At 63.4% G+C, this 12,407-nt stretch carries 11 protein-coding genes; 3 read left to right on the forward strand and 8 right to left on the reverse strand.

Going from position 1 to position 12,407, the window contains the following annotated elements:
- Positions 1-538: 538 nt before the first annotated feature.
- Positions 539-991: a hypothetical protein gene (locus tag DBR47_RS15205; RefSeq protein WP_124451528.1), complete on the reverse strand. Its 453-nt coding sequence runs from the start codon at positions 989-991 to the stop codon at positions 539-541.
- Positions 992-1,209: 218 nt separating this feature from the next.
- Here DBR47_RS15205 and DBR47_RS15210 point away from each other — a divergent pair, with 218 nt between their 5' ends.
- The 3 genes from DBR47_RS15210 (at position 1,210) to DBR47_RS15220 (ending at position 5,081) form a co-directional block, all read left to right on the forward strand.
- Complete coding sequence (locus DBR47_RS15210; RefSeq protein WP_124451530.1) at positions 1,210-2,829, forward strand: gamma-glutamyltransferase family protein; 1,620 nt, start codon at positions 1,210-1,212, stop codon at positions 2,827-2,829.
- Positions 2,830-3,097: 268 nt separating this feature from the next.
- Positions 3,098-4,513: an MFS transporter gene (locus DBR47_RS15215; protein ID WP_124451532.1), complete on the forward strand. Its 1,416-nt coding sequence runs from the start codon at positions 3,098-3,100 to the stop codon at positions 4,511-4,513.
- A complete protein-coding gene (locus tag DBR47_RS15220; RefSeq protein WP_124451534.1) occupies positions 4,500-5,081 on the forward strand; it encodes a GNAT family N-acetyltransferase in 582 nt (193 codons plus the stop codon). The genes DBR47_RS15215 and DBR47_RS15220 overlap by 14 nt, the downstream gene beginning before the upstream one ends.
- 95 nt (positions 5,082-5,176) lie before the next feature.
- On the opposite strand, the gene DBR47_RS15225 is transcribed toward DBR47_RS15220, so the two are convergent.
- The 7 genes from DBR47_RS15225 to ugpE all read right to left on the reverse strand — a co-directional run bounded on the left by DBR47_RS15225 (position 5,177) and on the right by ugpE (position 12,407).
- Positions 5,177-6,223 (reverse strand): DUF1214 domain-containing protein, encoded by a 1,047-nt coding sequence (locus DBR47_RS15225; protein WP_124451536.1) that lies wholly within the window; start codon positions 6,221-6,223, stop codon positions 5,177-5,179.
- A 148-nt stretch (positions 6,224-6,371) separates the two neighbouring features.
- On the reverse strand, positions 6,372-7,274 hold the full coding sequence (locus DBR47_RS15230; protein ID WP_124451538.1) for an alpha/beta fold hydrolase: 903 nt from the start codon (positions 7,272-7,274) through the stop codon (positions 6,372-6,374).
- Between the two features lie 152 nt (positions 7,275-7,426).
- The gene (locus DBR47_RS15235) at positions 7,427-7,651 is read right to left on the reverse strand and encodes a hypothetical protein (RefSeq protein ID WP_124451540.1); all 225 of its coding nucleotides are present in this window, start codon (positions 7,649-7,651) and stop codon (positions 7,427-7,429) included.
- Between the two features lie 91 nt (positions 7,652-7,742).
- Positions 7,743-9,515, reverse strand: a complete 1,773-nt coding sequence (locus DBR47_RS15240) for an amidohydrolase (RefSeq protein WP_124451542.1) — start codon at positions 9,513-9,515, stop codon at positions 7,743-7,745.
- A 99-nt stretch (positions 9,516-9,614) separates the two neighbouring features.
- On the reverse strand, positions 9,615-10,388 hold the full coding sequence (ugpQ, locus tag DBR47_RS15245) for a glycerophosphodiester phosphodiesterase (RefSeq protein ID WP_124451544.1): 774 nt from the start codon (positions 10,386-10,388) through the stop codon (positions 9,615-9,617).
- A 4-nt stretch (positions 10,389-10,392) separates the two neighbouring features.
- Positions 10,393-11,481 carry a sn-glycerol-3-phosphate import ATP-binding protein UgpC gene (locus DBR47_RS15250; RefSeq protein ID WP_124451546.1) on the reverse strand — a complete coding sequence of 363 codons (1,089 nt, stop codon included), beginning with the start codon at positions 11,479-11,481 and terminating at the stop codon, positions 10,393-10,395.
- Between the two features lie 74 nt (positions 11,482-11,555).
- Positions 11,556-12,407, reverse strand: coding sequence for a sn-glycerol-3-phosphate ABC transporter permease UgpE (ugpE, locus tag DBR47_RS15255; RefSeq protein WP_124451548.1), 852 nt, complete (start codon positions 12,405-12,407; stop codon positions 11,556-11,558).

Genomic DNA, 12,407 nt, shown 5'->3' on the forward strand with positions numbered 1-12,407 from the left:
CGGGGTGGCTTTTTCATGCTTGAAAGGGTTTCGCACTTGCGATCGTGAGTGCGGCCCAAAAATCGTCGCCACAAAAGCAAAGGGCCACTACCCAACGGCTGTGGCCCTTTTGACTTCCGGACACCTTTGCAGGAGACGGTTTCTTGGCGCTGGTGACGGGTTCCAGGACTCTGCCCAATCTGCAGCCGGTTTGTCGCCTCGAATGCATGCATTGTGCATGCGGTTTATGACATTGCTTTGACAAAAAGCGGTGAACTTTCCCTCTTATTGATTGGCATCAAAAAGCCCCGCACCGTCGAGGGAGTGCGTTCGGCTTCATGGCTTGCGTCAAAGACGGCGCATCAACCCAGGGGGCCAAAAGTAAAAAGACCCACCGCAGAGACAAGCTCAGGATGGGCGACCTTGAGGCCAGATCAGCGAATCCGGCCTCAGGGCTTCAAGAAAGCGGGCCCGACTTTGCAGCCAGCCCGCTGTGTTTGTTTTTAGCCACTAGCAGCCGCTGTTCAGGCCGCTGCTCGGTGGGGCTTCAGACCGCGGCTTACTGCTTGGCGGGGGCCTTGTCGGCCATCTTGCTGACGGGCGCTTCGGCCTTGTCGGCCGCCTTCTCGGCGCCGTGCTTGGCATGCTTGGCGTGATGCTTCTTGCCTTCATGCTTGGCGGACGCTGCCTTCTCGACGGCCGGAGCGGCGGGCGCAGCGGTGGCGGCCGGGGCTGCAGGGGCGGGGGTTGCCGTGCTGGTCGCTACCGTGGCGGCGGTCTTGGCGGCGCCGGTGTTGGCCGCCGCGTTAACGGCCTGGGTGGCGCTGTGCGTGGCGCTATTTGTGGCGGCGGTGGTGGCAGCCGTGGCCGTGCTCTTGGCCGCGTCCGTCGCCGCAGCCTTGACCGTTGCGGCCGGGGCGGCGGTGGTGGCAGCTGCAGGCGCTTGCGCCATGGCCAGGCCGGTGCCCAGGGCAAACAGAGCGGGGATCAGAGCGGTCTTCAGTGCTTTCATCAGGTTCTCCTGGGGGTTGCGGAACAAGTCCGATAAGGTGCTGGTTCAACGAGGCCAGAAGACCCGGCGTTGACCCAATTTCATGGCGTTGCAAAGCGTTACACCGCGCTCACTGCGTGATCACTTTGGGGTCAGGTCTTGCTAGAGCTTTGGTGGCCCGGCATGACTTAGGTCAGCAAAAAGGCTTGGCGTCACAATGGGGGAACAGGAGATTCGCCATGAGCCCCGTCTTTGACTGGAACAGCGGCTATGCGCATGCGCGCAGCCCCGTGTTTGCCCGCAATATCGTGTCGACCTCGCATCCGCTGGCGGCGCAAGCCGGTCTGCGCATGCTGGCGCAAGGCGGCAATGCGGTGGACGCGGCGATTGCTTGCGCCGCCTGCATGACGCTGGTGGAGCCTTGCAGCAATGGCCTGGGCTCGGACGCTTTTTGCATACTCTGGGACGGCCAGCAATTGCATGGCCTGAATGCCTCTGGCACGGCGCCCGCGGCCTGGACACCCGAGCACTTCTTCAAGACCTATGGCGCAGAGTGCCGCAATCCTCCCAAGCGGGGCTGGGGCGGCGTGACCGTGCCGGGCGCGGTGGCCGGCTGGGTGGCCCTGAGCGAGCGCTTTGGCAAGCTGGCATTTGCCGATCTGATGGCACCGGCGATTGAGATTGCCGAGCGCGGCTATGCCGTGCCGGTGATCGTGCAGCGCAAATGGGCCATGGCGGCGGCGCTGCCCGAGTTGACCGAGCAGCCGGGTTTTGCCCAGGCCTTTTTGCCCGGCGGCCGGGTGCCGGCGGTGGGCGAGTTGTTCAAGTTTCCCGATGCGGCGTGCAGCCTGCGCCTGATCGCGCAGACGCGTGGCGAAGCCTTTTATCGGGGCGAGATCGCCGCCGCCGTGGAAGCCTTTGCGCGCGAGACCGGTGGCGCCATCACGGCGGCGGACTTCGCGGCCTATCGCCCCGAGTGGGTAGAGCCGCTGGCGCAGGACTACGCCGGCCACACCCTGCATGAGATTCCCCCAAACGGCCAAGGCATCGCGGCCCTGATCGCCTTGGGCATCCTCAAGCATCTGGATCTCAAGCCCCATGCGGTGGACAGCGTTTTTGCCCAGCATCTGCAGATCGAGGCGATGAAATTGGCCTTCGCCGATGTCTACCGCTATGTGAGCGAAGCCTCCAGCATGGAGCTGAGGGCGGCCGATCTGCTGAACCCCGACTACTTGCGCGAACGCGCTCGCCTGGTGGACCCGCTGCGGGCGCAGGACTTTGGCTGCGGCAATCCGGTCAAGGGCGGCACCATCTATCTGACGGCGGCGGACGAGAGCGGCATGATGGTCAGCTTCATCCAGAGCAATTACATGGGCTTTGGATCGGGCCTGGTTGTGCCGGGCTATGGGGTCTCGCTGCAAAACCGCGGCCATTGCTTCACCCTGCAAGCGGATCACCCCAATGTGGTGGCGCCGGGCAAGCGGCCCTTCCACACCATCATTCCTGCCTTCCTCACCAGGGATGGAAAACCGGTGATGAGTTATGGGGTGATGGGCGGCAATATGCAGCCCCAAGGCCATCTTCAAACCTTGGTGCGCATGCTGGACTATGGGCAAAGCCCGCAGGCCGCCTGCGATGCGCCGCGCTGGCGCTTCAACGAAGGGCTCTCGCTCAATGTGGAGCCGCATATGCCGGCCGCCACCATCGAGGGCCTGCGTGCCCTGGGCCATCAGATCGGCGATATCCACGACAGCTATCAAGACTTTGGCGCCGGGCAATTCATCTGGCGCTTGGAGAACGGCGCGGGCTATGTGGCTGCGAGCGACCCGCGGCGCGATGGTGCGGCTGTTGGTTTTTAGCCAGTTGCTGAGCGAGCGCTGTTAGGATGGACCGCAGATTTGACGCAGAGCAAGACAAGACCATGACCAAACTCCTCGATCGCAACCGACGCAGCGCAGATGCCGCTGCTGTTGGCGCTCGGGTCGAGCGGTCTGGCCGTCTCGCCCTCGGAGCCGCCGCGCCGCACTGAGCTCGCTGGCCCGGTCCGTGTTGAACCGAGGCTCGCTGCTCAAGTTCCTCCGAACAAGCGCCCAGCCTCACCCGTCAAAGATTTCAGGAGTTCGTCCTATGCAAACCCGACAAGCTCGGCGTCTGCCTTGGCTAGGTTTGTGGCAAAGGTTCTCATCTTTGCTGCGCCTGCCGCCCAACGATTTGTTGCGCGATCTGGTTTATCGCCGCCTGTTCACGTCCATTCTGATCAGCTCCCTGGGCGGTCAGATCACCATGCTGGCCCTGCCGCTGACGGCGGCGCTTTTGCTCAATGCCAGCCCGACCCAGATGGGCTTGCTGACGGCCATGGAGATCGCACCTTTTGTGCTGTTCTCCCTGCCCGCCGGAGTCTGGCTGGACCGGGTGCGCAAGCTGCCCGTCTACATCATCGGCGAGACCTTGCTGGCCCTGACCGTGGCCACTGTGCCGCTCGCCGCCTGGATGGGCTGGCTCAATATGACCTGGCTCTACGTCGTGGGCTTTGTGCTGGGCACGGTCTACACCACGGCCGGCAGTGCCTCGCAAATCGTGCTGACTCAGGTGGTGGAGCGCGACCGCCTGGTGGAGGCTCATGCCAAAAACGCGCTGGCTTCTTCGGGCGCCGAGGTGGTGGGCCCCGGCGTGGCCGGCGTGCTGATCAAGCTGATGGGCGCACCCATGGCCTTGGCGGTGGATGCGGTGCTGGTGCTGGCCTCGGCCCTGATCCTGCGCGGCATTCAGGTCAAGGAAGTGCTCAAGCCTCGCGAGGCCGGCACGCGCTTTTGGGATGAGCTCAAGGGCGGGCTGCGCTTTGTGCGCCAGCACAGCTTGCTGGTGGCCCTGGCCAGTGCGGTCGGTGGCTGGCAAGTCTTCAATAACGCCGCCCAGGTGGTGCAGATTCTTTATGCCACCCGCACCCTAGGCTTGTCGGCCCAGGCGGTGGGCATGAGCTATGTGGCCCTGGGGGCGGGCACGGTCTTGGCCAGTGTGATGGGGCACCGTATCAGCGCGCGCATCGGGCCCGGCCCCAGCCTGGTGCTGGGCCTAGCTACCAGCGGCCTGGGCTGGTTGACCCTGGCCCTGCTGCCCACGGGTTTCGTTGGCGCGCCGGCCTTTGCCTTCATGCTCTTTATGTTCGGCGTGGGCGCGGTGCTGATCTTCATCAATTTCCTGTCCCTGCGCCAGGCGGTCACGCCCACGGCCATGCTGGGCCGCATGACCAGCACCATGCGCTGGTTGATCCTGGTGCCGGCCGGCCCTGGCGCGCTGATCGGTGGCTGGCTGGGCGAGCATGTGAGCCTGCGCTCCTCCCTGCTGTTTGCCGGCGTGGGCGCTTTGTTGGTGAGCTTGCTGGCCTGGCGCTTTGGCCCCATACGCGGGGTGCTGAGCCTGCCCACGCCCGAGCAAGACGAAGAACCCGTGCTCGGCGCCGAGGCCATGCCCGGTGCCTTGGGCGAGGCCGAGATTGGCGGCAATCCTTTGACGATGGAAGGGCCACGCGATGGCAAGACCTGACCCCATTCTGATCCAGGTGCCCGAGCGCATCGAGGGTGAGCGCATCATCCTGGCCGCGCCGGTAGCGGGTCTGGGCCCCATCATGGCCGCCACCGTGTGCGCCTCCTTGGATCACATCAAGCCCTGGATGCCTTGGGCTCAGACCGCGCCCACGATGGAGGACTCCGAAGCCGTGATGCGCCGCATGCAGGCCGACTTCATTGCGCGCCGTGAGCTGCCTTTTCAGATCTACTCCAAGGCCGCAGACGGCAGCTGTGCCGAGATGCTGGGTGGCACCGGCCTGCACCGCATCGACTGGGAAGTGCGCAAGTTCGAGATCGGCTATTGGATACGCCCGAGCTCGGTGGGCCAAGGCTTTGTCAGCGAGGCGGTTCGCTTGTTGACTGATTTGGCCTTCAAGCAGCTGCGCGCGCGGCGGGTCGAGATCCGCATGGACGATAGAAACCTGGCCAGCCGCGCGGTGGCCGAGCGCTGCGGCTTTGAGTTTGAAGGCGTGCTGAGAAACGAGGCCCTGGGTGTGGACGGCGAGCCTCGAGATACGCGGGTGTATGCGCAAATTCAGGCCTGAGAACGGCGGGGCTGGGGAAGTGTCTAAGCTGTCGCTCGATGGTTCCCCAGGCAGTCAGCCCACGCTGCTGAGTGCCTGCTCATGCAGGCTTTGTATCAACGAACAATATGTGGCTTCGGGAAGACCCAGCGGCCATCCAGGATCTCGGCCCGAGGGCGATACATGCGGACGGTGTAATTCCAGCCAGGCATGATGCGAAGATAGTTGTCGGCCTTGGGGTCACCGCCGAAATTAACCGTCACGGAGCCGTCGGCGCCGCGCTTGGCCGTCAAACTATTGAGCGAACTGGCGCTGACCGGGGCCTCATAGAAGCCATTCTTGTTGTAGATGGTGATGGACCAGAAGGCGTCCACCGGTACATCTTTTACCGTCAGGCGCATGGCCGTCTTGCCGTCATTTTGCTCGGGCACCTCGACCTTGTAGAACGCGTCTTTTTCGGCATTGCCGAAGATGCCGCCAGCGGTGCCGATGAGGTGGCGCACATCGTCGGTTTCCTCTTTCTTGCCGAAGGTTCGGTGACTGTCCGGCATCCAGGGGGTCAAGCCCAAGATGGCTTTGCGCAAGCCGGTCAAACTTTTTTGATCCCAGTTGGGCACCTCGAAACTGCCTGGGCTGGACTGGATCACCTGAATTGCATCCTGGGCCTTGCGCATTTCGGCGATATCGGCCGGGTTGTTGGGATCCACCAGGGTGCGGAAGGTGATTTGTACATAGCGAGTCCCCATTTCCTTCTCGGTAAAGGTGTAGGTGCCCGGTTCGTAAATTGCACGTTGGATGTAATGATCTTGGTTGATCACCAGCATCGATTGAAAGCGCCCTCCAATCTCGGGTTTGACAATGGTGAGTGCTTGGCTGAGGTCGAACACGCCGGTGCTGTAGGGCGTGTCGCGGTTCATGCGTATCACCAGCTGCTTGTCCACGTCGACCGGGCCGCGCTCATGATGGAGTTTGCCGAAAGCGCCCTGCTCGAAGCGCTTCTTGAAGTAGCGATCGGTTTCGGCGCGCACAAAGGAGTCGACGTTGACGGGTACCGTCGCTTCAGCCTTTGCGGCTGCAGGGGCTGCTGCGGCACCGCTGGGCATGGCGGCCACAGCAAACAGGCCGAGTGCTGGAAGGCAGAGTTTGAAGAGATGTTGCTTCATAGGGCGCTTCTAAGGCTGGGTGATGGAAGACTGGGCCATGGATTTGAGCTGACCGCTTGGCCCAGGGCTGCGTGGTCGCGTGGGACTGAAGCTCTGCATCCAGGCGCAGCAACTTGCGGTGGGGAGGCGTGATGTTGAGGCCTGTGCCTCAGGGTTTAAGACTTGACTTGCTCCTCTGTTTGGCCTGAGCTTGGTTGCGCTGGATGAAATCGCTGATCAGGCGCTGCAGATCCTCGGGGCGCTCGTTCAACATATTGTGGCCACAAGCAGGCAGGCCAACCAACCAGGTCGCGGGCCGCTTTTTGGCGATGGACAGGGCGCTCTCGGGCACGGCCACGCGGTCCTGCAAGCAGGTCAGTACCAGCATGGGCGCCGTGCCGCCCATGGACCATTGCTCCTTGGGGGTGGCATCACTGGCCTTGGCCTGCGCATTGGCCAAGGCGGGGAACTCGCCTTGCTCCAGGTCCAGCTGGGCCAGATGCTCATTGGCGGGGGCATACATCAGCTGCCCTTGCAGCTTGAGCCAATCCGCGCGGCTGATGGCCGGGTCCAGATACTGCTTGTACAGCGCGATGGTGTCGTCCGAGGGCTGCACCTCGCCGCCCGCGCCGATCAGAACAATGCCCAGGACTTGATCGGGCCGGGCTTGTGATGCTGCACGAGTGACCCGGTTGCCATAGGTCTTGCCGGCCAGGTAGACCTTGCCAAGCCCGAGCTTGTCCACCACTTGCCAGAGGTCATTGGCATAGTCGTGCAGGGTCAGGCCTTCGATGGGCCCGGTGCTGGCCCCCAGCGTGCGGTAGTTGTAGGTGACGACGCGTATGCCTTGCTTGGCGATGCCGCGCGCGAGACCGTCCAGCTGCGAGGCCGGGCGCCCATTGCCGGCCGCCATGACCAGGGTGACTGGACCTTTGCCGAAGGTGGTGGTCTCGATCCGGATGTCGCCGGCCTCGACGATGCGCGACACCGGATTGGCGGCCATGGCCGCGGAACACCACAGACCGGCGGCGAGGGCACTCAAGGCCGCCCAATTTTTGATTCGAACATGCATCGAAAACTCCTGGTTTGAAACACGGGTCCGATGCGCTGCCGAGAGGGTCTTGGCTCTGGCTGGCCCGGGTTTGCGACATCGTCTGCAGCGTGTATTTCTGGTTTTGAAGGCCGCTGCCAGCCGAGTTGGGCTGCCTTGGGCATGGCCAGCCCCTAATCCTTCTTGCCCTGCCGCAGCTTTTCCCGGTCTTGTTCGTATTTCTCGTAGGACTGGCTATTGGCACGGCGGCAGGCATTGCGGTCCTCGATATTCACCAAGCTCTCGCAGCGCTGCAGCGCTGTTTGCTGGCCGATGTCATAGGCCAGGGAGCAGGCGCTGAGCGCGCCCACCAAGGCACCGGCCAGGGCGAGTCGAACAAGTGCTTGGGTCGTCTTCATAGACAGATCCTCCTTGGGGCAGAAGTGTAGGGGCCGAGAAGCGAGCGCCGCCAGCCGCTGTGCTGCCGGCGGCTTGCTCGACCGCCTCGTCTTACTGCGCGGCCGCCTTGGCCTTGAAGGGCCGGCCTTCAAAGACCGTGCCCCAGACCTTGATGTCGCGCAAGCCCTTGACGCCGACCTCGTAGGGGTCCTTGTCCAGCACGGCAAAGTCGGCCAGCTTGCCGGCTTCGATGCTGCCCAACTCGTTCTCCATGCCTATGGTGTAGGCCGCGTCAATGGTGACGGCGCGAAGGGCTTGATCCAGACTCAAACGCTCCGCGGGCGCAAACACCTTGCCCGACAGGGTCTCGCGCGAGGCGGCGGTCCAGGCCAGGAAGAGCGGCTCGGCCGGGGCCATGGGGAAGTCTGAGTGCAGGGAAACCGCCACATTGCGCCGCACCAGGCCGCCCAGGGGCGCGATGCGCGATGCGCGGTCGGTGCCAAGGCCGCTGGCCGCATAGCGGTCGCCCAGGTCGTGGAGGTAGAAGGGATTGGCCGAGACCGAGGCGCCCAAGGTCGCGATGCGACGCGAGACGCCGTCATTGGCATAACCGTAATGCTCGATGGTGAAGCGATGGTCGGCGCGGAATTTCTCGTTCTGCAATTTCTGCAAGGTGTCCAGCACCAGCTTGGCGCCACCGTCGCCATTGGTGTGCACATGGATTTGGTAGCCGGCATTCCAATAGCTGCGGGCGATCTCTTCAAACGGCGCTGGTTGCGTGATCCACTCGCCATGATGACCGTCGATATAGCCCGGCTCATTGACCTGCATGGCCTGGGAGAACATGGCGCCATCGGCGAACAGCTTGATGCCGTTGTTGAACACCAGATGGCGGGTGTTTTGAGCCTTCAGATCGGCGACGCGCTTCATCGCCGCTTCCGGGCTCTTCAGGGCCAGGCCGATCTTGTAGACGTCCGGCGTCAGGCGCACCCGTACCGGCGAGTCGGGTTGGTCGATATTGCGCTTGAGCGCGCCCATCTCCAGCTCCCAGTTCGTGCCGCCGGTGTTCATATCGGCGACGGTGGTGACGCCGTTATAGGTCAGATAGTCCAGGGTCTTGCGATAGCCTGGATCGGCGGCGGCCGGAGCCAGCAGAAAGTTGGAGAGATAGGGCAGGGCCACGCTGAACATGCCGTCTTCCCAGAAGTGATTCTTCTTCCAGTCGATCTGCGGATGGTCTTTGAAGGCGGTCGGATCCATGCCCTTGCTCTTCAGCAGCTCCAGCATGGCGCTGTTGATATAGATCTCGTGCAGCGAACGCTGCAAGACAAGGATAGGCACGTCCTTGGAGATGCCGTCCAGCACCCCCGCCGACAGCTCGCCATGGGTGTCGGCGCTGAAGCCCCAGGTCATGAAGATGGGGCTGTCTTTTTTGCGCTCGGCGAAGGCGGTCTTGAGCGCCTTCAGATAGGCCGCTTGGCCGATGGTGGCCGGTGTCTTCTTGCCCATGATGTTCCAGGGCTCGGGCGTGATCCAGGTGGTCTGGAAGGCGATCGCGCCCAGCAGCGGGTGCATATGCGGGTCGATCAAGCCGGGTACCAGTACCTTGTCCTTGAACTGGGTGTCTATTCTGTGCGGGTGGGCCTTCAGCCAGGGCTGCAAATCGGCCAGGGAGCCGACGCTCAAAATCTCACGCCCGCGCACCGCCACGGCGCTTGCCGTGGGCTGGGTGGGGTCCATGGTGACGATTTTCTTGGCCACAAAAACGGTGACCAGCTCTTCGCTGGCAGCAACCTTGGGTGGGTTGATGCCGTGCGCGCTGGCCAGACCGGCGGCCAACAAGCTGAGGGCAGGCAGGTATTTGCCGAAACGACGTCGATTCATTCTTGAACTCCCCTGGCGAACCATCTGTTTGAAACGGCGGTCCGGCCGCCGTGCCGCCGGCAGCTTAGCAGGCCTGTTTGGGGGGAACTTGAAGAAAAATCAAACCGGCGGGAACTTGTCCACCGCGTCGGTGATGATGCCGTCCACCCCATTGCCCGTCAGCCAGGCGGCGGTGGCGGGGTCGTTGACGGTGTAGACCAGGGCCTTCATGCCGGCGGCGTGAATGCGCTCAATCACGGCCTTGTCCATGGCCGCGTAGTTGCTGATGACGGCGGCGCAGCCCAGGCTTTGCGCCTGCTCCAGCCAGCCCTCGTGCAGGCCGTCCAGCAGCAGGCCGCGCGGCAGTTCGGGCGCGGTCTCGCGCGCGCCGGCCAGGGCCTCGGGCTTGAAGGAGCTGAACAGCGGCGTCAGACCCGAACCCTGCCAGAGCCGCAAGACCTCACGGCCCACGACCTGGCCGGTCCGCAACTCCAGGCCGGGTGTGGGCTTGATCTCGATATTGAGCGCGAAGCGATTGCCGATGATGTATTGCGCTAGCGCCTCCAGGCTGGGCAGGGGTTCGCCCGCGTAGGCGCGGCTATGCCAGCTGCCGGCGTCCAGCAAGCTCAGCTCGGCCCAGCTCAGATCGCCGGCCCGACCGCGGCCATTGCTGGTGCGATTGAGCGTGGCGTCATGCAGCAAGAAAGGCTGGCCGTCGCGGCTGAGTTTGACGTCGCACTCGAAGGCCCGGTAGCCGTGGCTGGCCCCCAGGCGGAAGGCCGCCAAGGTGTTCTCGGGGGCCAACTTGCCGGCGCCCCGGTGGGCGATCCAAAAGGGCAGGGGCCAGTTCTTGCTGCTAGGGCTTTCGGGGCTTGTGGGGCTTTCGGCGTTCATGGCTTCAGTCTACCCGGCGGGTGGTCTGCGGGTCGAACCAGTGCAGATGCTTGTCGCTGACCTGCAGATACACGGTGTCGCCCAGGGCGGGAGGCTTGTGCGTGCCGTCGATGCGCAGGGTGAACATCTCGCTGCCCAGGCGGCCGTAGACCAGGCGCTCGGCGCCCAGCATCTCGATCATCTCCACCTTGAGCGGCCAGGCATTGGCTGTGCTGGCTTCATGCGACCAGTGGTCCAGATGCTCAGGGCGCAGGCCCATGATCAGCTCGCCCGCCCGCGGGGCAGCAGCGGGCAGGTTCACCGTGACCCCGCCCAGGCTGAACTGCTGGCGACTGTCGCCCAGCACCTGACCCTTGAGCAAATTCATCGGTGGCGAGCCCATGAAACCGGCCACAAAGGTGGTGGCGGGGCGGGCGTAGACGTCCTCGGGCGTGCCGATTTGCTCCATATGGCCGCCATTCATCACGATCATGCGCTGGGCCAAGGTCATGGCTTCCACCTGATCGTGGGTCACGAACAAAGACGTAACGCCGAGTTCGCGGTGCAGCTTCTGGATCTCCAACCGGGTGTGGGCGCGCAGCTTGGCGTCCAGATTGGACAAGGGCTCGTCGAACAAAAAGACCTGCGGGTTGCGCACGATGGCGCGGCCCATGGCCACGCGCTGGCGCTGGCCGCCGGAGAGCTGGCGCGGCGTGCGGTCCAGCAAATGGCCCAGCTCCAAAATCTTCGCAGCCTTGTCCACCCGCGCCTTGATCTCGGCCTCGGGCACCTTCTTGATCTTGAGGCCATAGGCCATATTGGCGAACACCGTCATATGCGGGTAGAGCGCATAGTTCTGGAACACCATGGCGATGTCGCGGTCCGCCGGCTCAATGTTGTTGACCACGCGTGGGCCGATGGCGATCTCGCCATCCGAGACTTCTTCCAGACCGGCCACCATGCGCAGCAAGGTGGACTTGCCGCAGCCCGAGGGGCCGACGATGACGATGAACTCACCGTCCGCGATTTCGGCGTCCACGCCGTGGATGACTTGAACAGCCTTGGCGCCTGCGCCGTAGCGCTTGACGACTTTGCGAAGAGAAATGCTTGCCATGTTTTTTCTTTGGATGTGTTTTGTTGAGCTTGGGGAATCTCTAACCGGTGGGGCCAGAGCACGTCGCAAGACTCCTATTTTTCTGTGTCGACCAGTCCCTTGACGAACCAGCGCTGCATCAGGATGACGACCAGGGCGGGCGGGATCATGGCCAGCATGGCGGTGGCCATGATGATGTTCCACTCATTGGCCGCGTCGCCGCCGCTGATCATGCGTTTGATGCCGATCACCACGGGGTACATGTTTTCTTGCGTGGTCACCAGCAACGGCCACAGGTATTGGTTCCAGCCGTAGATGAACTGGATCACGAACAGGGCGGCGATGGAGGTGCTGGAGAGCGGCAGCAGCACGTCTTTGAAGAAGCGCATGGGTCCGGCGCCGTCGATGCGGGCGGCTTCCACCAACTCGTCCGGCACGGTCATGAAGAACTGCCGGAACAAGAATGTGGCGGTGGCCGAGGCGATCAGAGGCACGGTCAGGCCGGCGTAGCTGTTCAGCAGGCCCAAATCCGCCACCACCTGGTAGGTGGGCCCGATGCGCACTTCCACCGGCAGCATCAGCGTGACGAAGATGGCCCAGAAGAAAAAGCTCTTGAAGGGAAAGCGGAAGTAGACGATGGCAAAGGCCGACAGCAGGGAGATGGCGATCTTGCCGATGGCGATCACCAGGGCGGTGACCAGGCTGACCCACATCATCTGCGCCACCGGCGCCTTGGAGCCGGCGCCGCTGGCATTGCCGAACAAGGCGGCCGTGTAGTTGTCGATCAGATGCCCACCGGGCAGCAAGGGCATGGGCGCCTGCACGATGGCATCGGCTGTGTGGGTCGAGGCGATGAAGGCGATGTAGAGCGGGAAGGCCACGATCATCACACCCAGGATCAGAACCAGGTGTGAGAGCAGGGTGAGGGCGGGGCGGCGTTCGATCAT

This window comes from Paucibacter sp. KBW04 (assembly GCF_003852425.1).
Taxonomy (GTDB): Bacteria; Pseudomonadota; Gammaproteobacteria; order Burkholderiales; family Burkholderiaceae_C; genus Paucibacter_A.

What these genes read in the sequence shown, in the direction of transcription:
- DBR47_RS15230 (WP_124451538.1), bottom strand. Translation starts at nt 7,274, where the DNA reads ATGCATGTTCGAATCAAAAATTGGGCGGCCTTGAGTGCCCTCGCCGCC.
- DBR47_RS15235 (WP_124451540.1), bottom strand. Translation starts at nt 7,651, where the DNA reads ATGAAGACGACCCAAGCACTTGTTCGACTCGCCCTGGCCGGTGCCTTG.
- DBR47_RS15240 (WP_124451542.1), bottom strand. Translation starts at nt 9,515, where the DNA reads ATGAATCGACGTCGTTTCGGCAAATACCTGCCTGCCCTCAGCTTGTTG.
- DBR47_RS15215 (WP_124451532.1), top strand. Translation starts at nt 3,098, where the DNA reads ATGCAAACCCGACAAGCTCGGCGTCTGCCTTGGCTAGGTTTGTGGCAA.
- DBR47_RS15210 (WP_124451530.1), top strand. Translation starts at nt 1,210, where the DNA reads ATGAGCCCCGTCTTTGACTGGAACAGCGGCTATGCGCATGCGCGCAGC.
- DBR47_RS15220 (WP_124451534.1), top strand. Translation starts at nt 4,500, where the DNA reads ATGGCAAGACCTGACCCCATTCTGATCCAGGTGCCCGAGCGCATCGAG.
- ugpQ (WP_124451544.1), bottom strand. Translation starts at nt 10,388, where the DNA reads ATGAACGCCGAAAGCCCCACAAGCCCCGAAAGCCCTAGCAGCAAGAAC.
- DBR47_RS15225 (WP_124451536.1), bottom strand. Translation starts at nt 6,223, where the DNA reads ATGAAGCAACATCTCTTCAAACTCTGCCTTCCAGCACTCGGCCTGTTT.
- DBR47_RS15205 (WP_124451528.1), bottom strand. Translation starts at nt 991, where the DNA reads ATGAAAGCACTGAAGACCGCTCTGATCCCCGCTCTGTTTGCCCTGGGC.
- DBR47_RS15250 (WP_124451546.1), bottom strand. Translation starts at nt 11,481, where the DNA reads ATGGCAAGCATTTCTCTTCGCAAAGTCGTCAAGCGCTACGGCGCAGGC.
- ugpE (WP_124451548.1), bottom strand. Translation starts at nt 12,407, where the DNA reads ATGATCGAACGCCGCCCCGCCCTCACCCTGCTCTCACACCTGGTTCTG.